Genomic DNA, 22,768 nt, shown 5'->3' on the forward strand with positions numbered 1-22,768 from the left:
CGACGCCTCAACGCCGTAACAGCGCATCGCCGTAACGCCTAAGCGGGCGCTCCGGCCTTCCGCGCCGCAGCGAACCCCTCGAACTCCCGCAAGCAGCGGCCCGTATGCGACGCTTCGACTTGCGCGATCTCTTCCGGCGTGCCCGCGGCGACGACGTAACCGCCGCCCCGGCCGGCCTCCGGCCCCATGTCGATCACGTGGTCGGATGTCTTGATGACGTCCAGGTGATGCTCGATGACGAGCACCGTATGCCCCGCTTCCAGCAGCCGGTTCATGCAGTCTAGCAGCTTCTGGATATCCGCCAGATGCAGCCCCGTCGTCGGCTCGTCGAAAATATACAGATAATGCGCGCCGCGCTTCATCTTGCCGAGCTCCGCCGCGAGCTTGATGCGCTGCGCCTCGCCGCCGGACAGCACCGTCGCCGAGTGGCCGAGCTTCAAGTAGCCGACGCCGAGCTCGTTCAGCACTTTCAGCTTGTGTGCGACGTACTTCTCGGCTTGGAAGAACTGCTCCGCGTCCTCGATCGACATCTCCAGCACATCGGCGATCGTCTTGCCGTTATACGTAACGTCGAGGAGCTCGCTCGTGAACCGCGCGCCTTTGCAGGACGGACATACCGACTCCACGTCGGCCATGAACAGCAGCTGCGACGTAATCGTCCCGTGCCCCTTGCATTCCTCGCACCGCCCGCCCTTCGCGTTGAAGCTGAAATGCGTCTCCGTATAGCCGCGCTCGACGGACAGCGCAAGCGATGCATACAGCTTCCGGATGCGGTCGAACAGCCCGACGTACGTGGCGGGGCTTGAGGTCGGCATCCGCCCGATCGGCGATTGGTCGATGTTGATGACGCCGTTGATCTGCTCGAGGCCTTCGATCCGCTCGTGCAGTCCCGGAATGATCCGCGCATCCTGGAAATGCTTATGCAGTGCTTTGTACAACACGTCGTTGATCAAGCTGCTCTTGCCGGAGCCCGACACGCCCGTCACGCAGGTCATGACCCCGAGCGGGATGTCCACCGTGACATCCTTCAACGTGTTCTCCCGCGCGCCGACGATGCGCAGCGCCTTGCCGCCGATCGACCTGCGCGCCGCGGGCGCGACGATGCTCCGCGTACCGCTCAGAAACTGCCCGGTCAGCGACTCGGGATTGGCGATGACCTCCGAGATCGTCCCTTCCGCCACGACGTTGCCGCCGTGCTGGCCCGGTCCCGGACCGATCTCGATGACATGGTCGGCGGCCATCATCGTCTCGACGTCATGCTCCACGACGATGACCGTATTGCCCGAGTCGCGCAGCTTCTTGAGCGTGTCGATCATCTTCTGGCTGTCGCGCGGATGCAGCCCGATGCTCGGCTCGTCCAGCACGTAGAGCATCCCCATCAGGCCGGAACCGATCTGCGTCGACAGCCGGATGCGCTGCGCCTCGCCGCCGGAGAGCGTGTCCGAGCGGCGGTCCAGGTTCAGGTAGCCGAGCCCGATATCGAGCAGCAGATCGATCCGCCCGAGCAGCTCGTTCATGATTTGCGTGCCGACCTGCCGCTTCCGCTCCGGAAACTCGAACGTCAGCAGGAACCGCTTCAGCTCGTCCAGCGGCATGGACACGATGTCGTGGATCGTTTTGTCCGCCATCGTGACGAGCAGCCGTTCCGGCTTGAACCGCATGCCATGGCACTCCGGGCAGACCTGCTCGACCATGACGAGATTGAACATCGATTCCTCGTAGCCCTTCAACTCCTGCTTCTTGCGGGAATTCCGGTACCATCGGTCGATCTCGCCGACAATGCCCTCGTAAGTCCACTTCTTGCCGACATGCTCCTGGATCCAGTGCCCTTGGTGGTTATCCTCCGACCCGAGGAACGTGTAGCGCTCTCCCTTCGTGCCGTAGAACAGCATGTCGACGATGTGCGGGGGAAGCTCCCTGAACGGCGTATCGAGGCTGAAGCCGTAATGCCGCGATAGGCTGTAGATGACCATGTTCCGCCAGGCGCGCGGGTTCTTCAAATTATAGAGCCGCTCGTTCAGCGCGCCTTTGCGAAGGCTGCGGTCGCGGTTCGCGATCATCAGCTCCGGCTGCGCGTACTTGTACGCCCCGATGCCGAGACATGTGCGGCACGCGCTGTCGGCATCGTTGAACGTGAAGTAGCCCGGAGACAGTTCTCCCGCGACAAAATGATGCTCCTTGCATGCGAACTGCCGCTGGAACCGCTCGATATCCCGCTCCGTCAGCTTGCTTCCGCTCGGCACGATATGCAGGAAGCCTTCGCCGATCTTCATCCCGAGCTCGATGGAGATCACCAGCTGCTTATAGATGTCGCGCTTCACCTCGTACTTGTCGATCAGCACTTCCATCTCTTGGGGCGTATGCTCGTCCAGCTCGATCCGGTCGCTCGTATCGTGCAGGATGCCGTCGATCTTGAACATCCGGTAGCCCTTCGTCCGGATTTCGTCGAACAGCACGCTGTACGTCTCGCCGAACAGCGGCTGGACGGGCGCGTAGAGCTCCACCGTCGACCCTGCGGGCAGGGCCAGAATATGCTCCGCGATCTGATTGGGCGTCCTCGCCTCCAGCGCCGCGGCGCAGCGCGGACAATGCGGCGTGCCGAGCGTCGCGAACAGCAGCCGCACGTAATCGTACACGTCGGACATCGTGCCGACCGTGGAACGCGGATTCGGCGTGCCCGTCTTCTGCTCGATGGAGACGACCGGCGACAGCCCGTATACGAAATCGACATCCGGCTTCTTCAGCTGCGGGATATACCGCTTCGCGTACGAAGAGGAGATCGATTCCATGAAGCGGCGCTGCCCTTCGCCGTAAATGACGTCGAACGCAAGCGAAGACTTGCCGGAGCCGCTTACGCCGGTGACGACGGTCAGCTTCTCCCGCGGAATGTCGAGCGACACGTTCTTCAGGTTGTTCTCGCGCGCGCCGCGGATCGATATCGTTTGTCTCATCGCATGAGCCCCCTCGCGTCAAAATAAGCAAGCTCGTCCATCTCGACCCGGCTCCGCGCGGTCAATCGGGCAGGGTAAGAAGCGCGTTCGATGAAGCCTTTCTGCGCCAGCCATTCGCAGCCGTGAACGATCAGCATTTCCTCCATCCGGTATTGCTGCTTCAGATGCATCATCAGCTCCGAGAACGGACGGATATCGTTCTGCTGCGACAAGTAGTCGGTAACCAGCTTGAACAACCGCTCATGCCGTTCTTCCACGTAACGGTCGGCCGCGCGGATCGCTTCGTCCATGACCTCGATCGTCTTCGGCCCTTCGATCAGCTCGTGGTACATGCGCTTGAAGAACGCCGGATTGTAGGCGAGCGCCTGCTGCACGACCTCGCGCGTCGGAATGTCGCGGTTCAGCATCACTTCCAGCCGCGCCAGCTCCTCGACCGTCTTCATCAGCCACAGGAAGCTGTACGCCGGATCCTTCTTGACGACCAGCCACTTCTCCGCCTTCTCCAGAAACGTGACGACGACGGAGGCGACGGTCAGGAGCTGCACGTCCAAATCGCGTTCGCCGACATGGCGGACGCGCTCGTAGACGTCGCGAATGGAGGCATCGCTGCAGAAGAGCAAGGTTCCTTTCGATAAGTAGGAATGAAAAAAGCTCGTGTTCAGCGCCCGTTCAACGTTCAACTTGAACTGCTGCCTGCTTACGAGTCCCGCGGAAATGCAAATGCCCTGCTCGACGAGCGCGAACGACGCGTTCGGCCGTTTCTCGTCGTCGGTAATGATCAGCATGTCGATATCGGATTTCTCCCAGACGACATCATAAGACAAGCTGCCAGTAACGAAAGCGGCCAGCACGCGGCTGTCCCTTTGCAGCTGCTCCGTCACCGATTCAAGCGCGGCGCGGTACTTCCGTTGTACATCATTCATCCTTATAATAGTCTCCTTGTTCGTGGGATGGAAGGTAATCGGAGGAACGCAGCGATGCGTGAGAGGCGTATACGGCAGCGGTAAATCTATGCGTGTAGAAGATTATAGCAGATGATGCCTGAATAGGACAGTAGATTTGTTATGCGCTTTCATAGTCTTAAACCGCTGCGCGGCCGCTGGATTCGCAGATCCGCTATTCGCCCGCGGGAATGGGACTGGCATTTTTCCTTCCCGCCCTTTACAATTCTCCTAGATGGGTATCCTGCCGCGACTGGGAGCAGCCGCAATCGGCAATAGGAGGGACGCGCGATAAAAAAACCAACCATACATGACGTCGCCGTGATGGCGAATGTGACGCCCTCCACCGTATCCCGGGTCATGAACGATTCCAAGCTCGTCAAGCCTCGCACCCGGCAGCGCGTGCTCGAGGCCGTACAGAGCCTCGGCTACGTGCCGAGCAAAGCCGCGCGCATGTTCAAATACGGCAAAAGCCGGATCATCGGGCTTGTCGTCAGCGCGCAGCATATCAGCGAGCTGATCTTCAACGCCGGCTTCCAGGCGCAGTTCAAGGCGCTGACCGAGAAGGCCCACGGCGTAGGCTACAACATCCTCATCATCACCTCCGCCGATGCCCATGCCGAATCCTATTTCGGCGTGATCAAGAGCCAGGCAGCCGACGGATTCATTATCATGAGTCCTTACGCGAACGAAGCGCTGGCCTCCATGCTCGACGATTCCGGCATTCCCTATATATTCAACATGAAATATTCAGACCGTCCCGAAGACGTCTACTTCGCGTCTTCCGACGATTTCGAAGGCGGCTACATCGCGGCCGGTCATTTGCTCGGCCTGAACCATACCGATATCCGGTTCATCGTCGGCTCCGTCAAGGGCCGGCTCGTCTCCTTCAACAACGAACGAATGCGCGGCTTCATGCAAGCGCTCAGCGAATACGGCATCCCGTTCAAGGAAGAGATGATCGTCCGGATCCCGGGTCAGCCGGAGGAAAGCTACGACGGCATCGCGCGCTTCTTCCGATCGGAGAAGCCGACGGCGCTTATGATATCCAATGAAATAACGGCAGCCGCGGCATTGAATTACTTCTACGATCACGGCATCCGGGTGCCGCGGGACATTTCCGTCGTCGGCTTCGGGCCTTCCGAATATTACCGCGGACTGCGGCCCCATCTGACCCATATGAATGCCGATATCGCGTGGTCGAGCGGCAGGATCGTCGAGATGCTGCTGCAGCGGATCGAAGGCGAACCGATCGGCATCGAGCCGTTCAAGAAGCCAGAGCTCGTCATCCGGGACAGCACCGCGCGGCTTGAATAACGCCCGTTCCCTGTGCGCCTGCGCGCCTGCGCTTATCCGAAGCGTACTGTCGACAAGAATGTGACAAGAAAGGCCGGTTTCGAAGCGAGTGCTCTCGTCTTCGAAGCCGGCCTTTCTTTGTCTTTAGGAAGCTTCCGGAATGAATTTGATCCACTCCGCGCCGAAATAAGGATAGATAGCGTTCGATTGCCTGCTCGCGGGCTGATCGTTCGCGATCCGGTATGCATAGTCGGCGAGGATAGCTCCATATTCATCATGAGGCGATCGGACGAGCACTCTCAGCTTGCCAACCAGGCAATACCTCTCTTCCCCGGCCTCCAGATTGCGCAGAACTTCTTGCAGCGATTCCAGTACGACACTGCCGTCGTATGCCGAAACCCGCTGCTCGTTGAAATGCAGCTCTTGAAAGAGCGAATGCTTCGCTTTCTTGTTTGCCGCATATTGTTTCGTGCCGACATTGAAATAATGCCTGCGGTCTTGAAACGCATAGCGAATGACTCGGATTTCCCGATTCAAGATCGTATCCCCGTCCGCGACTCGAAGCTCCGCTCCCTCGCAAACATGAACAGCGAACTCGATTCGAATCCGATTTCTCGTGAAGATGATATAGGGGAACGTCTTCTTGAGCACGATTTTAAAACGCTTGCTTCTAAGATTTAGGCCGAATGGCAGCTTCACGCGAGCGAAGCTCTCGTCAGGCTGGTCGCTGAAATAGTGGAGATCAAGCTTCGTGTGATACAGAATAATCGCCCTCATCGCCACGAGCTTCACCGCGTCTTTCCATAGCGAGAACAATTTCTCATGCCGGGGAATGTCGCCGATCACGAAAATCTTGGTCAGCATGTAAAGCAGTCCCGCGAAGAGAAGCATGATGATAATCGTCACCGGCGTAAATAGGCCAATAAAGGAGCTCCACAGCTTGATTTTCAAACTGTAGATATAAATGGACCACGATACGCTCACGAAGATAATGGTGATCATCGCAATGACAACGACCGCTTTGTTGATGAAATTCACTTTGACCAGCTCACGATAGTGAAAATAAGCCCATTGGAGCTTTTTCAGCGATTCGTCACCGTAATTCCCCACCTCAACGGCCATCTCTCCGATGCTCCAGATGATCTCCCTTGCTTTGTCGATCTTGTGTTGACTGTTGAGAGAGATATAGATGGCGATCAAGCCGACAAGAGACAGCAGTCCGCCCGTCATGCCGAATAGTATCGACGATAGCTCTGCGGGCGGATTTGCAACCAGCTTGTCTATTTCGTTCAGGAATGCTCTGCGGAACGACATGATCAATTCCCTTCCTTATTCGATTTCACCGCTGCCCAGGACGTATTACACTTTATGCCTGGCAAATAAGGCCGATAGATTCATTCTATTGACCCGCGTCGTTAATCATAGCATATGTAGTTATGATCCGAACCTCATGCCCTGCATGGCACGCATCCCTAAGCTTGGTTCTCCGTCAGAACCGCCTCCGCCCCGTACGTCCGCTTCTTCCTCCGCACCACCGCCGCGTTCGCCCCGATCAGCGCCAGTGCCGCCAGCACCAGCAGCGCCGGAATGGCGAAGATCGCAGGCCGGTAGCCGGGCACGAGGAAAGGCAGCAAATAACCGATGAGCGCGGCCAGCTGCGTCAGGGACACATAGACGCTCGAGCCGAAGCCGATGCGCAAATGGAACATCCGCTGCACGTAGCCCATGGCCACGCCGTACAGCACGGATACGAAGAACGAGTACAGCGGCTGCGCGAGGAAGAACACGGCCAGCGGCGGACCGAACGCATAGGTCATATACACGGCGAGCGCGAACACGCTCGAAATGATCATGATCCGCTTGCTGCCGTACCTGGCCGCCCAATAGCCGGCCAGCGTCATGAACAGCAGCTCGAATACCGCCTGCACGCTCCACAGATAAGACATCTCCTGCGGCTTCCCGAACAGATTCACGACGACTAGCGGCAGGTACAGCCCGCGCAGCGAATCCGCGCAGCACAGCAGCAGCAGCGCGAGCAGCATGACGAGCGAGAACGGCTCTCCGATGCTTGTGTTGTCCGCCGCCGCGGCATCCTGTTCCTTGTAGAGCAGCAGGCAGAGGAGGAGCAGCGCGTAGCCGAGCAGATTGCCCCACAGGACGCCATGAAAGCCCGCGACGAGATAGACGTTCGCGCCCGCCAGCAGCCCGGTGAAGAATCCGACGCTGAGCGTGGCCCGCAGCCAGATCTGCGCCATTTCGAAATAGCCGGCGGCTTCCCGCATGAAGTGGCTGCGCGCCATGGCGAACAGCTGCCCCATGATGAGCCCGGAGGGCGCAACGGCGAGCACGAGGCCGATTAACGCCAGGACGTACCCGTCCGCTTGCATGTACAGCAGCAATCCGGCTATGCAGAGCGGCACCGCGCAGACCGCCAGCCGCTTCTTCTTCGCCATGCGGTCGCTGATCAGGCCGATCGCGAAGGCGGCGGTCATGTTGAACAACAGCGAGATGGAGAAGATCGAGGCGATCTCCGCCTTGCCGAGTCCGATTCCGTCACGCATATAGACGGCGTTCATCGGCGCCAGAATGCCGCTTCCGATCCCGTACAGGAACATTCCCGCGATTAACGGGGCTGCGCCCCGGATTCGGAAGAAAGCCCGAAAGTCCCTCAGCCATGTCACGGCTTATGCACGCTCCTCATGCGAACACCTTCGCCCGGATCCCGCTAAGCGGCCCGTCGAAGGTGTGCGCCCATTCGTATTAGAATAACCCGACTTAGAACAACGCCGGCTTCAGCGTCCATGTCTGCAGCTTGGACATCCTTACGATATTCGGCACGCGGAAATCCTCGGGGAAAATAATCCAGCCTTTGCCCCAGAAATCGTCATCGCTGGCATGCTGCTGCGAGCGGAGACAGCCGCGCACGATTGCGACTTCGTCGTCGTCCGTCAACCCGTCGCGAATGACCTTGGCCATCGTGCAGGTCAAATCCACGGGATTGACGAGCGCTTCTCCGGCCTTGAACGTATCGGGCAGCATTTTGAAGCCGAAGACGTCCGGGTACGGCGCCGCGATGGCCTGTTTCAGCTCCCTTACGGTCACGACCGGGCTGCCGCTGCTCGCGGTATCCGTCTCGGGGCCGTAGATCAGCTCCGGCGAGAGCGGACGGCCGAGCAGGTAATTGCAGAACAGCGAGTGCGTATCCGATGCGGACAACGTGAAATCGCCCAGCTGCGTGAAGTACAGGTCGCCTGCCAAGCCTTCCGCCAGCTGCCGGACTTGCGCTTCGGCCAGCTCGCCCTTGTCGGACCGCTCCAGCTCCCGCGCCTCGACGGACGTGATGAAGGTGACGTTCTCCTTGGACAGCATGTAATCGAGGAACTCGCCGAGCGTCGCCAGATACGCCTCCATGGCTCCCGGCGGCCACAGCGGGCTGGCCGGCTGCCATTCGGAACGCGGCGGATTCTTGCCTCTGGCGAAATTGACGTCGTCCCAGAACCGCGGCGTCGAGAACTCGTTCGGATGATACACGATGCTGACGAAGCCGACAGGCTCGCTTGACAGCTTCTCGTAGATGTCGTCGAACTCCCGCTTCGCCGTCTCCAGGCCGTCTTCTACGAGCTCCATGCGCATGAAACCCGTCAGTTCCATGAAGTTCAGCAGGCCGCCGTACCAATACGGGCGGCTGTTCAGCTTCACCTGCTCGTGATTGTCCAGGTAGACGGGAACGCCCCATTTCCGGATGGCGGGAAACTGCTGCGGCGCCCATGAGCCGCCGGGCTGGCCGTAGCATTCGATCGGCATGCCGGTGATCCGCTCGACATCCTTCAACCCCCCGTACTCCACGCGGTCGAATTGTTCGGCTCCATCCTTGAACCCCATATGCTCCAAGTATTCGCTGATGGTGGGATGCACGCTGTGGAAATCCGTATGATAGCCGACTTCATGATTGCGGAGCTTCTCGATAATGTCCTGCCGGTCGAGTTCGACCAGCATTCTGGCCTTCTCGCCGACGATCTTGAAAATCCCCGGTATCCCTCGCGAGTCGCACAGGTCGATTAACCCGCGGAACGCATCCATCGACTCCGGCGTCACGTAATCCTCCACGTCGAACCAGAACAGCACTTTAATATTGGCCATCTCGCATTGCCCCCTTTGTTAAGTACCCTTTGACGTCTAGACGAATAATCCTGCTTGTTATGCAATGTTTGTCAGGCTGACAGATGTCAGCGAGAGATGGCTCGCGCTCATCCGGATGCCTGCGCCCCGGCGGACACTAGATCCGCTATTCGCTGCGAATAGTAGGATTCGGATAGTGTTTAGGACACAGGATTCGTTATTAGCTCGAAACAGACCTCGAAATGCAGGTCGAGGACCAAATAAGGAATCTGGTGTCCGCGCGGATCGCCAAAACACCGCTTTTTCGTCAAATAGCGGATCCTGTGTCCGCGTAGCTCTAGCGTTTGCCCTGTCCGCTCACACGGACCGGTGCACGGCTGCGCCATTTGCCGGATATTTACACGCAAACAGTCACTCCCTCCGCTCCGTCACGCCGCTCCACCATATCACTCCATCACGCTGCTCCGCCATACCGCTCCGTCACGCCGCTCAGCCATACTGCCCAGCCCCGCCTGCAACCTGCCACTAACCTGCCAGCCTGCGAAAACGCAGAAAAATCCTGCTCGTCGAGCAGCATTTTCCCGCGCTGCCGGTCTATGCCGGCAAGTATCGCTTTCGAGCTTTCGAGCCTTCGAGCTTTCGATCTTTCCAGCCTTCGATCCTTCGATCTTTCCAGCATTCCAGCCTTCCGGCTCTCAAACTCTCAAGCCCTCAAGCCTTCAAACGGCGGCATTCCCGTACATACGCCGTCTCTCGCTCGTTCCCCGGTCAGCCCTTGATGCCCGAGAACGTAATGCCTTTAATAACGAACTTCTGCAGCACGAGGAAGAATATGAGCAGCGGGATCGTCGCCATGACGGCGCCTGCCATCAGCAGCGGCTGCCGCGTGACGTAGAGACCCTGCAAGGAGTTGATGCCGACGGACAGCACGCGCATCGATTCGTCGTTCGTCACGACGAGCGGCCACATAAAGTCGTTCCAGCTCCATAAGACGACGAAGAACGTGAGCGCGGACAGCGCCGGAACGGTGAGCGGCAGCATAATCCGCCAGAAGATCGTCCACGGGTTGCAGCCGTCGATGACCGCCGCCTCCTCCAGCTCCTTCGGCAGCGACATGAAGAACTGGCGGAGCAGGAACGTGCCGTAAGCGGAGAAGATGCCGGGCACGATCAGCGCCTTGTACGTGTCCACCCAGTGGAAACGGACGATCTCGTAATACTGCGGAATGAGCAGCACTTGCGAAGGCACCATCAGAATCGCGAGGATGCAGATGAAGATGACGTTGCGTCCCGGGAACCGCAGCCGGGCGAAGCCGTACGCCGCCATCGAGCAGATAATGACCTGCGGCACGGTTCTCCCCACGGCGATCATGACCGTGTTCATATAGTACCTTCCGAACGGCACCTGCTTGAAGATTTCCGAATACCAGGAGAAATCCGGATGCTTCGGAATCCATACCGGCGGAATTTGGACGGATTCCGGGTACGTCTTGAACGAGGTCGTAATCATCCACACGAAAGGAAGCAGCATCATCACAGCCCCGAGAATCAAGATCAGGTGAATGATCAGACGCGCCGCCAAATGCGTCTCTTTATCGATATTCACGGCCGTCCCTCCCTTACTCGTAATGGACCCAGCGCTTCTGCAGATACATCTGAACCATCGTAATCAGGAAAATAATGACGAACAGCACCCATGCCTGCGCCGATGCATAGCCGATCTTGAACCAGGTGAAGCCGTTCTGGTAGATGGAGAATACCGCCGTTCGCGTCGCGTCCTGGAGCACGCCTCCCGCTCCGCCCCCGTTCGTCGCCGGCGTGAGCATGAAGACGAGGTCGAATACCTGGAAGGCGCCGATCAGGCTCGTCACCATGACGAAGAAGATCGCCGGCGTCAGCAACGGCACGGTAATGTGGACGAAACGGTGCCAGCCCGTTGCGCCGTCGATCGCGGCCGCTTCGTAGTACGAATCGGGAATGCCCTGCAGGCCCGACAGCAGAATGATCATGTTATAGCCGATGCCGCCCCAGATTGCGATGATCATGACGCTCATCAAGATGTACCGCTCGTCCGTAATCCAGTTGGGGCCGTCGATTCCGACCACGGACAGCAAATAGTTGATCAGGCCGTTGCTGCCGTTGTACATGAATTTCCAGACGACGGCGATGGCGACGGGCATGGTGACGGAAGGCAGGAAGAAGATCAGCCGGTACGCATCGCGTCCCCGGATCTTCCGGTTCAGCAGGACGGCGATGACAACGGACAGCACGATCGTGCACGGCACCGTCACGACGGTATAGATCGTCGTCACGCGCAGCGATTTGAGGTAGATGTTGTCGGCGAATAGCTTGGTGAAGTTATCGAAGGCGATGAACTTGATTTGACTCGAGCCGTCCCAGCTCGTGAAGCTGAGCACGAGCGAGGCGAAGATGGGAATGATCGTGAAGATGAGCAGGCCGATGACGACGGGCGCGATGAAGAAATAGCCCCAGACCATTTCCTTCCTGCGCAGCCGGGACCTGACGACCGATCGGGCCGGGGTAAGATTCGTTTCGCTCGCTAATCGCATGCGCGATCACCTCCCATTCAAGGTGATAGGGCTATCGCCGTTCTCTGACGGCGCAGCGTATATCCTACCGAAGACATACAAGCTAACGGATCCACAAGGCGAATCGTTCACGCTCGAATTGGAGCTCGAATTAGAAGGAAAGGGTCCCGCTTCGCGGATTCAGGGATTGCGGTAGCGTGCCGGGACCCCTCCCGATCCTATTTGGCGCCTGCGAGCAGCGCGTTCGCTTCCTCGGTGATCTTCTTCATGCCGTCCGCCGGCGATTCTTTGTTGAGCCAAATGTTCGTCAAGTGCGTAGCGACCGTCGTTTCCCATTCCGGATCGGACGCGGTCGGATACGGCGTGGCGAAATCGGCGGATTCGATGAAGATTTTGAGGTTCATCGGGAGCGCTTTGACCCACGCGTCCTGCGTGCCTTTGAACGCCGGAATGACGGTGCCGGTATCCGCCTGCAGCATGGCGACATCCTTGGAGCCGAGGTATTTGACGACTTCCCACGCTTCCTTCGGATGCTTCGAGTTGGCGTTGGCGACCCAAGCGACGCCGTGAATGATATTCCCCTTCTGCTTGTGAATCGGCATGAACTGAACGTCGACGTTGTCCTTCAGCGCGTCGTAGTACGGCTTCGCCATCCAGGAGCCGTTCATGATCATCGCCACTTTGCCGGATTGGAACAGCTGGGTCGGATCGTTGTCGGTCATGTACTGGCCGTCCGGCGAAGTTTTGTCTTTGTACATCAGATCATAGAGGAATTGGATCGCTTCGACGCCTTCGGGGCTGTCGTACTTCAAGGAGGAGCGGTCGTCGCTGATCGGCTGGACGCCGTTCTCGACGAAGAACGGATAGATGACCTCTTGCGTAGACGCCGGGACGGCGATGCCCCACTGCGAGATGCTGCTGCCCGAGCCGACCGTCAATTTCTTGGCGGCGTCGCGCACGTCGTCCCATGTCCAGTTATCGGTCGGGTAAGGGACGCCCGCCTTGTCGAAGAGCGCTTTGTTGTAGAAGAGGCCGATCGTGTCGTAGTCCTTCGGCATGCCGTACACGCCGTCCTTGGAGTACAACTTCACGAGCGATTCCGGGTAGTTATCCATGGAGAAGTTGTCGCTCTCGATGAAATCGTCGTACTTGAGCAGGAAGCCCTTGGATTGGAATTTGGGGAAGTTCGGGCCGTTCATCCACATGATATCGGGTCCGTTCTTGGCAGCGAGGGTCGTTTGCAGCTTGGTGTAGTAGTCCGCGCCTGCGGTCAACTGTACCTTGAGATTGATTTTATCCTGCGACTTGTTGAAGTTGTCCGCGATCTGCTTCATCGCCGTTTCCTGTTCCTTCGCCGGGAACCACCAGACGATATCGACCTTCTTGCCGCCGCCGGATCCGCCTCCGCTGCCGCTGTCGCCGGACGAGCATGCCGTCGTGCCGAGCGCGAACAGCGTAACAAGAGCGAGAACTGCCGTACGATTCATTTTCATACTGAGCCCTCCTAGAATGGGATTCAAAGCTCGATTGCTTGCCCCGACCGGTGGGAGGATAACGCTGCTTGTACGACGCGCAGCGTCGCCAGGCCGTCCTCGCCGCTGATGGAGGCGGGTTTGCCCTCGCGGACGATGCCGACGAAATCGCCGATCAGCCCTTCGTCCAGCTCATCCGTCCACAGTATCCATTCTGTCTTGTCCTTGGCGTCGTTGTAGAACACGGAAGCCTGCTTGTGCAAATCGAGATGCAGCGTCCCCTTCGTGCCGGTGAAGGAGATGACGAGGTCGCCCCAGACCGGATAGGAGGCCGGCCGCGACCAGCTCGGATCGATCGCGGCGACGATGCCGGATTCGATCTCGAGCAGCACGATGCCGCAATCCTCGACCTCGATGTCGTGCAGCCGCGTATCCAGCTCGGCGTGGACCCGCGTCACCTTCTTCTCCAGCACCCAGAACAGAATGTCCATCACGTGCACGATGTGATCGACGGCCGCGCCGCCCCCGGACAGCTGCGGATCGACGAACCAGCCGCCGGGCATCTTGCCATGATTGGTCGCGTTCACCCCGATGATGCTGCCGAGCCGTCCGTCCCGAATTAGCTCGCGGGCTTTGCGAATCACGGGCGAATACCGGACGGGAAAAGCGATCTGCAGCGTGACGCCATTGTCGCGGCAAGCCCGAATCATCGCTTCGGCATCGCCCGGCTCGACCGCGATCGGCTTCTCGCAGAGCACATGCTTCCCCGCTTCGGCCGCGGCGATGACATGCTCCTTGTGCCTGGCGTTCTCCGAACAGACGATGACCGCAGCCGCGTCGGTCGCCAGCAATTCGCGAAGCTCGCGGTAGAACGGCACGCCGTATCGCGCCGCGGCCTCCCTGCCGCGGGTCTCGTCGTCATCCCATACGGCCGACAGCTCCGCGTCGCCGCGCTTCATCATCTGCTCGGCATAGCTGTAGGCATGCATATGGGCGAAACTGATGATCGCCGCCTTCACGGCTTCACCCCCTGGGCCAGTGTTATGGTTTCGCTCGTTCGGGCGGATGCGATCGCCGCTTCCGCGATTTCCACCGCCTTATAACCGTCGAACGCGGTGACGAGCGGCTCGCTGCCGGTCGTCAGGCAGCGGACGAAATGCGCCAGCTCCTTCTCGAGCGGGCTCCGGCCGACGACGAGCTCGGGCACGATGACGCCGCTCTCCGGCTGCTTCCGATCAGGATGCAGCCGCAGCGCGAGCGGCGTACTGCTCGCCATGTTCTCCGCGAGCATGCCGTTCGTGCCGGCAATCTCGAAGTTGCTGTTGAATTCCGTATGCGCCCAGGAGCCCTCGACGAGCGCGATCATGCCGTCCTCGAACCGGAGCGTCGCCAGCGCGTATTCCAGCGGACCCGCTTCGGCAGCCCGCGACGCGCGCCGCGCCGTCACCCGCCGCACCTCGCCGAACGTCCAGCGCAGCCAGTCGAAGTCGTGGATGAGCAGATCCAACAGCAGACCGCCGCTGCGCGTCTCGTCCGCGAACCAGTCGTCCCAGCCCCGGGGAAACGCGGTCGTACGGGACATGCGGACGACGGCGACCTGCCCGAGCGCGCCCGATTTGACCAGCTCGCGAGCGCGTTCGTATTCGGGGCAGAACCGCAGATCGTGGCCGACGAACAAGCGGACGCCGCGCGCCTGGCATACCGCGAGCATTTCCTTCGCCGCCTCGGTACGGAGCGCCAGCGGCTTCTCGCAGATGACGTGCTTGCCGGCATTCGCGGCTTTCAGCACGTATTCATGATGCAGATAGGAAGGCAGGCAAATGTCCAGCACGTCGAAATCCGCTTCGGCGAGCAGGGCGTCGATCCCGTAGAAGGCTTGCACGCCGTACTGCGCCGCCAATCGTTCCGTCTTCTCCGGGTGCTGCCCCGAAAGGGCGACGAACTGCACTTCCGGCATCCGGGACCACGCCTCCGCATGAAGCCGGCCCATCGTCCCGAGTCCGATCAACGCTACTTTAGGCATCCGACTCTCCTCCCTCACGCCTCGCCAGCCTGCGCAAGCAGACGTTCCAGATTTGTCCTCGCCAGCGCTACCCGGCGGTCCAGTTCGTCCGGCGTCAGCGGCTTGCCGTCGCCGTCAAGCTTCTCGACCACGATCGGGCCGCGGAATCCCGCTTCCGCCATCCGCCTGAACATCGCTGCGAACGGCATGTCGCCTTCGCCGGGAACCGGAAAGGCGTAATTCCGCTGTCCGCCCGCATGGTCTTTCGCGATAAACGAGGCCAGCAGCGGCGCCACTTGATCGAAATCCGCCAGCGGGTCCAGGCCTTCGTAATAGCTGACATTGCCGGGATCGTAGCAGGCTCTGACGTTCGTTGAACCGATCGCCTCCACCGTGCCGCGCAGGAGCCCGGCGGTCGCGGTATTGCCCGTGTGCGGCTTGAGCGTGACGACGATGCCGAGCCGTTCCGCTTCTTCCGCGACCTGCGCGAAGAACGATAAGAAATCCCGGCTGTTCGACGCGTACTCCTCGGCCGTGAGCGGCTCGTCGGGGAAGCGGCGGTAGCCCCAGAACCCGAGCGCGTTCACCTCCGGAATGCCGAGCGCCTGCGCGAGCCGCAGCTGCTGAAGCGCGCCTTCGACCGGCTCCGTATGGTGCATCTGCGCATGGGCGAGCAGCATGACCGGCTCGAGCCCGAAGCGGCTTAGCAGCCCGCGCACCCGTTCGACCGAAGCTTCGTCCTCCGGCACGGCTGCCGGTTCGTTCATGTGCGGCGTCCCGAATGCCACGTACCGGTAACCCGCCCGGGCAATGCCTTCCAGCGCCCGTTCGAACGGATATGCGGCATAAGGCAGCGTCATGCAGGCCAGCTTCGCGTCCATGGCGGGCTACGCCTCCCCGCCGAGCTGCACCGGCAGGCCGCTCTGCGCGGAGCGATTGGCGGCGAGCGTCACTTCCACCGTGCGCAGGGCATCGTCGTACGGCGCCAGAATGAGCGACCGGTCGCCGGTCAGCACCGCATCGATGAACGCGCTGTCCTGGGCGAACATGATGTCGCCCGTCTCGCTCTCGATCGTCTGCGTGCCTTCCCGGTCCGTGATGGTCAGCCGGCCGCCTTCCACCAGCACCCGGAAGTCCTTGCCCTGCACCTCGACGCCGACCCGGTGGTCCGGCTGGATGAAGCAGGTGTCCACATGCCCGATGGCGCCGGACTCGAACGCGAGCGCGACGGTACCGACGTCCGGAATATCGAGGTTCTCGATATCGCCGCTCACGCGAAGCGCCATCTGCGCGTACACCTTGCTGACGTCGCCGGCCAGGAAGCGGACCATGTCGACCGTATGCGTCGTCTGCTCCACGAGCTGTCCGCCGGACTTGGCCATCTCCCGCCACCATGGCGTGGCGACGAAGCCGGTCATATAGTGGGCCCGCACCATCCCGATCGTCTTGTCCTGCAAATACGCTCTTGCCTTCGAGGCGGTGTCCAAATACCGGAGCACGTACCCGGAAGCGCTCATGATGCCCGCCTCGCGGATGATCGCCGCCTTCTTCCGGATGACGTCCATGTCGAGGCCGAGCGGCTTCTCGACGAACAGGTGGATTCCTCTCGCGCAGGCCTTCTCTTCGATGTCGCCGTGGGCGAACGGTGGCACGCATACGAACAGCACATCCACCGCGTCCGCGTCCAGCAGCGCCTCGTAGCTCGCATACGCCTGCATGCCGTATTTGGCCGCGGCTTTCTCCGCGCTGGCCGGCACGACGTCGAATACGGCCGTCATCTGCACCTTCCCGTTCTTGGCAAGCGCCTCCATATGGGCGGATGCGATGCCCCCTGCGCCGATGAAGCCGACTCTTGCTTTGCTCATCCGTCGATTCCTCCTTCGTTTATCGGGCGTCGCCGCCAAGGATTATGTCCAAATGTCTTGCCGTATCGTAAGCGGCTTGGTACGGGTTGGCCGCATACGGGCTGATCTCCGCGGTCAGCGTATCCGCATAGCCGATGTCGATAAGCGCCCCGCGAACGGCCGCCCAATCCACGTCGCCCGCGAGCAGCGGTACGAAGCCGCTGCCGTTGCCGACGCTCGGCTTGAAATCCTTCACGTGCACCTTGCGGATGCGCGGTCCCAGAATGCGGATCCATTGTTCGGGAAACCCGAAATTAAGCACGTTGCCGACGTCGAAATAAGCGCCCGCGTAAGAGGAACCGAGCTCGTCGATGTACCGGGCCATCTCGAGCGGCGACAGCAGGAACTTGTTCCATACGTTCTCGATGCCGATGTGCACCCGATGCGCTTCCGCGATCGGCACCAGCTTCGCAAGCTCCTCTTGGCTGCGCGTGTAAGCGACGTCATAGCCGTTGTCGCCGTCCTTCTTGACGAAGGCCGGCACGACGAGTACGGTGTCGATGCCCATCGCGCCGGCAAGCTGGATCTGCTTCTCGACGATCGACCTGCCTCTGGCCCTGGCTTCCCCGTCTTCGGCGGACAGCGAATTGGCCCACATCAGACCGGTCGACAGGCTCCGTAATTGAATGCCGTGCGACTCCGCCTTCCGCTTGATGCGCTCGGCCTCGGCCGCCGTCGTATCGAGCGTCAGCCCGACTCCTCCCGGCTCGTACAAATTCAGCTCGACTGCGTCGTATCCGGCTTTGGCGCTGTGCGTGAACAAGGTGTCGAGATCGGTTCCATCCGGAAAGCACCATTGATTGATCCCCTTCAGCATTGCATCATCTCCTTCACCAGCCTTGTCTTTACAGATTAATCATATGTTGAGGGCAACGGATGCGCATAGAGGAATCTCATGACCTTTCGTAGGAGGCTGATGACTTGTTTCGCCGACAGGCGATGATGATCGGTTGCATGGGCGGATCGCAAGGTTTGCAGAACGATCGCTGTCGGAATGCAGCACGATGGCAATTGAATCGCAGGAGAACGGCGATTGATCGACCCGTATAGCTTGCCTTCCGGCCGGTTACCGTTTCAGCTCTCCGGGCGTCACGCCCCAGAATTTGCGAAACAGCTTGATGAAATAGCTGGTGTCCATGTAGCCCGTCATCCGCGCCGCATCGGACACCTTCAAGCCGGTCTGCAGCAGCTCCCGCGCTTTGTTCATCTTCTGCTCGAGCACATAGTCCGAGAACGGCCGGCCCGTCTCTTTCTTGAACAACCGGCTCAAGTACGAAGAATTGACATACAGCCGGTCCGCCACCGTGTGCAGCGTCACGTCCTGGTCCATGCTCGCTTCGACCATCGCCTGCACGTTCCGGATGAGCCGGTGCGTGCCCGACTTGCGTTCGGCCTCCGCATAGCCGACGATCTTGTCGATCATGCGCCCGGACCAGTCGCGCATCTGCTGCCTCGTCTGCACCGCCTCCGGCGTCCGCAAGTACATCGTATCCTCGCCCAGCACGTCGAGCACCGACCATCCCTGCGCATGAATGATCCGGGTGAGCAGGCTCTGCAGGTACAGCATATATTCCTGAAAATTCCGCAGCGTATCGAGCGACGACACCTGATCGCCGACGATCGACGTGATCCCGGCCGCCGCTTCCGCCCTGTCGCCCGCCTCGAGCGCGATCAGCACCCGTTTCTCCAAGTCGCGCTGGAATTCGAACGCCGCCCGCGATTCCTTCGGCTGCTCGCGGTACGGGATGACGATGCCGTGCCCCAGAACGGCGCGTTCCTGCAGCGCTTTGCGCGCCTGCTTGTACGAGACCGGCACCGACTCGCGTCCGGCGGCGAGCCCGATCCCCGCGCTCGACGTCGTCACCTTCAAGCCTTCCTGCGCGCCGGACACCAGCTTCGCGACGGCCTGGTTCGTCCGCTGCAGCAGCTCCAGCTCCGATTCCCCCGCCGCCCCTTTGAAAATCAGCACGGTCGCGCCGCCATGCGCTTGAAACACCGTGCACGCCTCGGAACGAAGCCATTCGCACGCGATGCTGTACAGCGTGAATTGAAGCATCGGCATCTCGTCCGCCTCCGAGCGGGCTTCCGACCGAAGCGGCGGATCGATCTCCGCCACGGCGGCGCAGTACGGGCACCCGGTCTCGAGGTCCAGCGACAGCTGCCGGACATGGCGCTCGATCTCGTCCTCCTCTAATTTCCCGCTGACCCAATTGCGCAGAAAATCTTCCCGCAGCCGCGGCAGATGCAAGGTCCAGCGGGTCTGCAAATCCTCCAGCCGGAGCCGGGCTTCCCGCAGCTGCCGGGTCGATTCGGCCGCCTCGGTCACCGCCTTCAGAATCTCTTCGTCGCCGGCCGGCTTCAGCAAATACTTGAACACGCCGATCTCGACGGCGCGCTGCGCGTACTGGAAATCGTCATGGCCGCTCAGGATAATGATGCGGGTATCCGGGACGCGCCGCAAAATTTGCCGCGACAGCGACAGACCGTCCTGCTCCGGCATGACGATATCCATGATGACGATATCGGGCTGCTTGCGCTCGAACACGGCGAGCGCCTCGTTCCCGTCGGACGCCAGCGCGACGACGTCGACGGCATGCGCCTCCCACGGGATGTTGTTCGCCAGACTGTTCAGCAGGCGAAGCTCGTCTTCTACGATCATCAGGTCCATGCGGTACGCCCCCTTCAGGCAAGATTAGTCCGATCGAGCGGAATGAAGACGCTGACGACGGTGCCTTCCGACTCCGAGCTCTCGAACCGGAGATCGGCCCTGTCGCCGTAATAGAGCAGCAATCGTGCTTTGACGTTGCGGATGCCGTACATGTCGGGATTCGCATCGTCATTGACGAACGTGAAGCCCGGCTTGATATGGAGGAGCCGCCGCTGGATATAGAGCAGCCGATCCTTGGTCATGCCCACTCCGTTGTCCTTCACCATGACCGTTAAATGCCGGCCTTCAATGCCGGACGCGATCGTCAGTTTCCCGCCGTTGTCCCGCCGTTTCTCGAGCCCGTGAAAAATCGCGTTCTCGACGATCGGCTGCAGCAGCAGCTTGACGATCGGGAGCTGCTTCGTCTGCTCGTCGAGCTGCACCTCGAAATCGAATTTGTCCAGCAGCCGGAGCTGTTGAATCCGCATGTAATACTGCAGATGCTCCACGGATTCCGCCAGCGTGAACGTATCCTTGCCCTTGTTCAGGCTCAGCCGGAAGAACTTCGACAGGTTCAGCACCATCTCGCTGATCTCGTCCGCTTCATAGTTGCGGGCGGCCCAATAGATGGAATCGAGCGTGTTGTACAGAAAATGCGGGTTGATCTGCGACTGCAGAAACTTCAAATCGGTCTTGGCATGCTGGATTTGCTGCTCGTAGATATCGCGGATCAAGTAGCTCTGCTGCTCCGCCATCTGATTGAAGGAATCCATCAGGAAGCCGAATTCGTCGTTTCGCTTCTTCTTCAGCTTCACGTTATAGAAGCCTTTCCGAATTTGATGCATGCCGTAGGAGAGCACCTTCAGCGGCGACGTAATTCGCCTGTACAGGATCCAGGAGATGAGAAGCGCGAGCAGGATGCTGATGACGATAATGAGAATGATGAACTCCTGGATTTGCTTGGAAGCATGGTAGAGCGAGCTTTTGGGCTGCGCGAGCACAATGGACCACGAGGAGCTTGCCGACGTGACTTTGCTGACGAACAGCTGCTGCGAGCCGTCCGGCGAGTCGGTCAGGAAGCTTCGGCGCGGATCGGACAGCCATGCACGGGAGAAGAACGACCCGGACGAAGTGAGCATTTCGCTGGTGTCGGAGAGAAGATAGACCGTGCTGTCCGTATCCTCGAGCAGCTGCTCCAGCGATTCCAGCAGCACCTGCCGCTTGATCGCGACGATGACGAGGTTCGGGTTGTAGCCCGGCCGGTTAAGCCCCATCGCTCTGACCATCAGGATGTTATCCTTGTTGAACAGGTAGTCGACCTTCTTGAACCGGTCCGGCGTATCGGAGGGATTAACGAGGAGGCTGATGCCCCTCAGGTCGTAGGCCCGCCGATACCAGGACTCGTCCAGCAGGTCGACCTGCCGGACGCCCGTCCGCGACGAGGACACAAGCGTGCCGGTCTGCTGCTGAAAGACGGAAATATCGGAGATGAAGTCGTTGACCGAGGAGATGCCGCCGACCTTGTTCATGATTTTCACCTGGGCGAAAATCTCGTTCCCGACCGATTCCTTCTTGGACAGCATGTCGTTCATTTCTTTGTCGGAGGCGATCAGGATCGAGATATTCTCGATACTCCGCATGATGACGTCGATGTAGGCCATCGAAGCCGACAGCGCCGCATACACGTTGTCGCTCGTCTGCCGAATGAGCAGCGTCTGCGATTGACGGATGGCATAGAGGCTGACGCCCATGAGAGGAAGCATGACGAGGAGCAAATAACAGATTAACCGGATTTGCACGGATTGCATGGAATTCCACAAGCTGACCATCTTCGTCACCAACTCGATCACGCCCTTCGGTACGCATGGTTTGGAACGGAACGGGTACGCTTCAGCAAGGTTACGAACGGGGAACGGCTATGGATCTCTTGATATGCGCGATGCTTGTCGTATAGAAAGGAGCAGATAAAGAAAGGAGTATGTAAAGAAAGGATAAATATCGGATTAGCTTTAAAATATCACCCGGAGCGGCTTGTTTTCAATGATAGATTCGAAGATTTATCCCTTTCTCCGGATAGGCGGCCCAAAATCCCCCTTGAGAATGTAACAAAGAGGTTATATTATGAGTAGTATAGGTTACATCGATGAGGAGGAGATCCCTTTGAGCGCTGAAATAACGCAATTGGAAAAGAGAAGGAGAACGATTATTATCGGTAATTTGCTTGGTTTTGCCCTGTGGCAGCTTCCTTACTTAGTTCATTATTCCGGTTCCGATTCAAGCGCGGGACTATCAGGCTGGACCTCCGCCGTTTCTATCGCCGGCTGGTTAATTTGGACGTATTTCTTTATTCGGATTTTACAATTCTCCCGGCTTCTGCGACAGAAACGCAAGCTGGCAAGCACCTTGAACGATGAATATTATCAAGCGATACGCATGAGGAGCTTTGCCGTAGCCTTTTGGGCGCTCCTGGGAGCGATCATCCTTCTATTTCCGCTAAGCTTTATTATTGATTTGAAGGTTCGGTTTGTTTTGTCCGCCTTGATTTTTGCCGGCGTCATTGCCCCCCTTGTGTCTTACCTGATCTTTGAACAAGACTAATTCCGAAGGTGACTACATTGCGCGAAGATATCCTCGAGAACACGATCAAAGTCCAACGGGCCAAAAAAAGCCTTACCCAGGAGCAGTTAGCCGAACTGGTCGGGGTCACGAGAAAAACGATCAACACCATCGAGAACGGCAAGTTTGTGCCGAGCGCATTGTTGGCGATTAAGCTGGCAAAGGTTCTCGAGGTAACCGTAGAGGAGCTGTTTATCCTCAAATAACCATTAGGAAGTGAACCGGGCATGAGTGCCTGCGCGTCCTCCGTCGCCGGAGCAAGCTTCGTTGCG

18 protein-coding genes are annotated in these 22,768 nt (G+C 59.4%); 3 read left to right on the top strand and 15 right to left on the bottom strand.

Translation table 11 applies throughout. From position 1 onward, the window contains the following. Positions 1 to 38: 38 nt before the first annotated feature. Together uvrA and GXP70_RS22210 are read right to left on the bottom strand one after the other, a co-directional pair. The gene (gene uvrA / locus GXP70_RS22205) at positions 39 to 2,951 is read right to left on the bottom strand and encodes an excinuclease ABC subunit UvrA (RefSeq protein WP_162358855.1); all 2,913 of its coding nucleotides are present in this window, start codon (positions 2,949 to 2,951) and stop codon (positions 39 to 41) included. Beyond that, the gene (locus GXP70_RS22210) at positions 2,948 to 3,874 is read right to left on the bottom strand and encodes a nucleotidyltransferase domain-containing protein (RefSeq protein WP_162358856.1); all 927 of its coding nucleotides are present in this window, start codon (positions 3,872 to 3,874) and stop codon (positions 2,948 to 2,950) included. Before GXP70_RS22210 ends, uvrA begins: the two co-directional genes overlap by 4 nt. Positions 3,875 to 4,216: 342 nt before the next feature. Between GXP70_RS22210 and GXP70_RS22215 the strand changes: the two genes are divergently transcribed. After that, positions 4,217 to 5,209 carry a LacI family DNA-binding transcriptional regulator gene (locus GXP70_RS22215; protein ID WP_162360618.1) on the top strand — a complete coding sequence of 331 codons (993 nt, stop codon included), beginning with the start codon at positions 4,217 to 4,219 and terminating at the stop codon, positions 5,207 to 5,209. Positions 5,210 to 5,332: 123 nt separating this feature from the next. Here GXP70_RS22215 and GXP70_RS22220 read toward each other — a convergent pair whose 3' ends face one another. From GXP70_RS22220 to GXP70_RS22280, 13 genes are all read right to left on the bottom strand, one after another. Next, positions 5,333 to 6,502 carry a hypothetical protein gene (locus tag GXP70_RS22220; protein WP_162358857.1) on the bottom strand — a complete coding sequence of 390 codons (1,170 nt, stop codon included), beginning with the start codon at positions 6,500 to 6,502 and terminating at the stop codon, positions 5,333 to 5,335. Positions 6,503 to 6,660: 158 nt separating this feature from the next. Next, positions 6,661 to 7,869 carry an MFS transporter gene (locus tag GXP70_RS22225; RefSeq protein WP_225442518.1) on the bottom strand — a complete coding sequence of 403 codons (1,209 nt, stop codon included), beginning with the start codon at positions 7,867 to 7,869 and terminating at the stop codon, positions 6,661 to 6,663. A gap of 94 nt (positions 7,870 to 7,963) precedes the next feature. Further along, positions 7,964 to 9,328, bottom strand: coding sequence for a polysaccharide deacetylase family protein (locus GXP70_RS22230; RefSeq protein WP_162358858.1), 1,365 nt, complete (start codon positions 9,326 to 9,328; stop codon positions 7,964 to 7,966). A gap of 747 nt (positions 9,329 to 10,075) precedes the next feature. Then, positions 10,076 to 10,840 (bottom strand): carbohydrate ABC transporter permease, encoded by a 765-nt coding sequence (locus tag GXP70_RS22235; protein WP_162360620.1) that lies wholly within the window; start codon positions 10,838 to 10,840, stop codon positions 10,076 to 10,078. A gap of 85 nt (positions 10,841 to 10,925) precedes the next feature. Next, positions 10,926 to 11,876 (bottom strand): carbohydrate ABC transporter permease, encoded by a 951-nt coding sequence (locus tag GXP70_RS22240; protein WP_162358859.1) that lies wholly within the window; start codon positions 11,874 to 11,876, stop codon positions 10,926 to 10,928. Positions 11,877 to 12,073: 197 nt separating this feature from the next. Next, complete coding sequence (locus GXP70_RS22245) at positions 12,074 to 13,348, bottom strand: ABC transporter substrate-binding protein (protein ID WP_162358860.1); 1,275 nt, start codon at positions 13,346 to 13,348, stop codon at positions 12,074 to 12,076. 23 nt (positions 13,349 to 13,371) lie between these two features. Further along, positions 13,372 to 14,346, bottom strand: coding sequence for a Gfo/Idh/MocA family protein (locus GXP70_RS22250; RefSeq protein ID WP_162358861.1), 975 nt, complete (start codon positions 14,344 to 14,346; stop codon positions 13,372 to 13,374). Next, positions 14,343 to 15,350 carry a Gfo/Idh/MocA family protein gene (locus GXP70_RS22255; RefSeq protein WP_162358862.1) on the bottom strand — a complete coding sequence of 336 codons (1,008 nt, stop codon included), beginning with the start codon at positions 15,348 to 15,350 and terminating at the stop codon, positions 14,343 to 14,345. The genes GXP70_RS22250 and GXP70_RS22255 overlap by 4 nt, the downstream gene beginning before the upstream one ends. A 14-nt stretch (positions 15,351 to 15,364) precedes the next feature. Next, a complete protein-coding gene (locus GXP70_RS22260) occupies positions 15,365 to 16,210 on the bottom strand; it encodes a sugar phosphate isomerase/epimerase family protein (protein ID WP_162358863.1) in 846 nt (281 codons plus the stop codon). 6 nt (positions 16,211 to 16,216) lie between these two features. Then, positions 16,217 to 17,194: a Gfo/Idh/MocA family protein gene (locus GXP70_RS22265; RefSeq protein WP_162358864.1), complete on the bottom strand. Its 978-nt coding sequence runs from the start codon at positions 17,192 to 17,194 to the stop codon at positions 16,217 to 16,219. 19 nt (positions 17,195 to 17,213) lie between these two features. After that, positions 17,214 to 18,050, bottom strand: a complete 837-nt coding sequence (locus GXP70_RS22270) for a sugar phosphate isomerase/epimerase family protein (protein WP_162358865.1) — start codon at positions 18,048 to 18,050, stop codon at positions 17,214 to 17,216. A gap of 249 nt (positions 18,051 to 18,299) precedes the next feature. After that, positions 18,300 to 19,901: a response regulator gene (locus tag GXP70_RS22275; protein WP_162358866.1), complete on the bottom strand. Its 1,602-nt coding sequence runs from the start codon at positions 19,899 to 19,901 to the stop codon at positions 18,300 to 18,302. A 14-nt stretch (positions 19,902 to 19,915) separates the two neighbouring features. Beyond that, entirely contained in the window at positions 19,916 to 21,718 is a 1,803-nt protein-coding gene (locus GXP70_RS22280; protein WP_225442889.1) for a sensor histidine kinase, read from the bottom strand. A 322-nt stretch (positions 21,719 to 22,040) separates the two neighbouring features. On the opposite strand from GXP70_RS22280, the gene GXP70_RS22285 reads away from it, so the two are divergent. After that, positions 22,041 to 22,478, top strand: a complete 438-nt coding sequence (locus GXP70_RS22285) for a hypothetical protein (RefSeq protein WP_162358868.1) — start codon at positions 22,041 to 22,043, stop codon at positions 22,476 to 22,478. A gap of 17 nt (positions 22,479 to 22,495) precedes the next feature. After that, positions 22,496 to 22,702: a helix-turn-helix transcriptional regulator gene (locus GXP70_RS22290; RefSeq protein WP_225442519.1), complete on the top strand. Its 207-nt coding sequence runs from the start codon at positions 22,496 to 22,498 to the stop codon at positions 22,700 to 22,702. The last annotated feature ends 66 nt before the right edge of the window (positions 22,703 to 22,768 follow it).

Origin of the sequence: Paenibacillus lycopersici (assembly GCF_010119935.1) — a bacterium.
Classification (GTDB): Bacteria; Bacillota; Bacilli; order Paenibacillales; family Paenibacillaceae; genus Paenibacillus_Z; species Paenibacillus_Z lycopersici.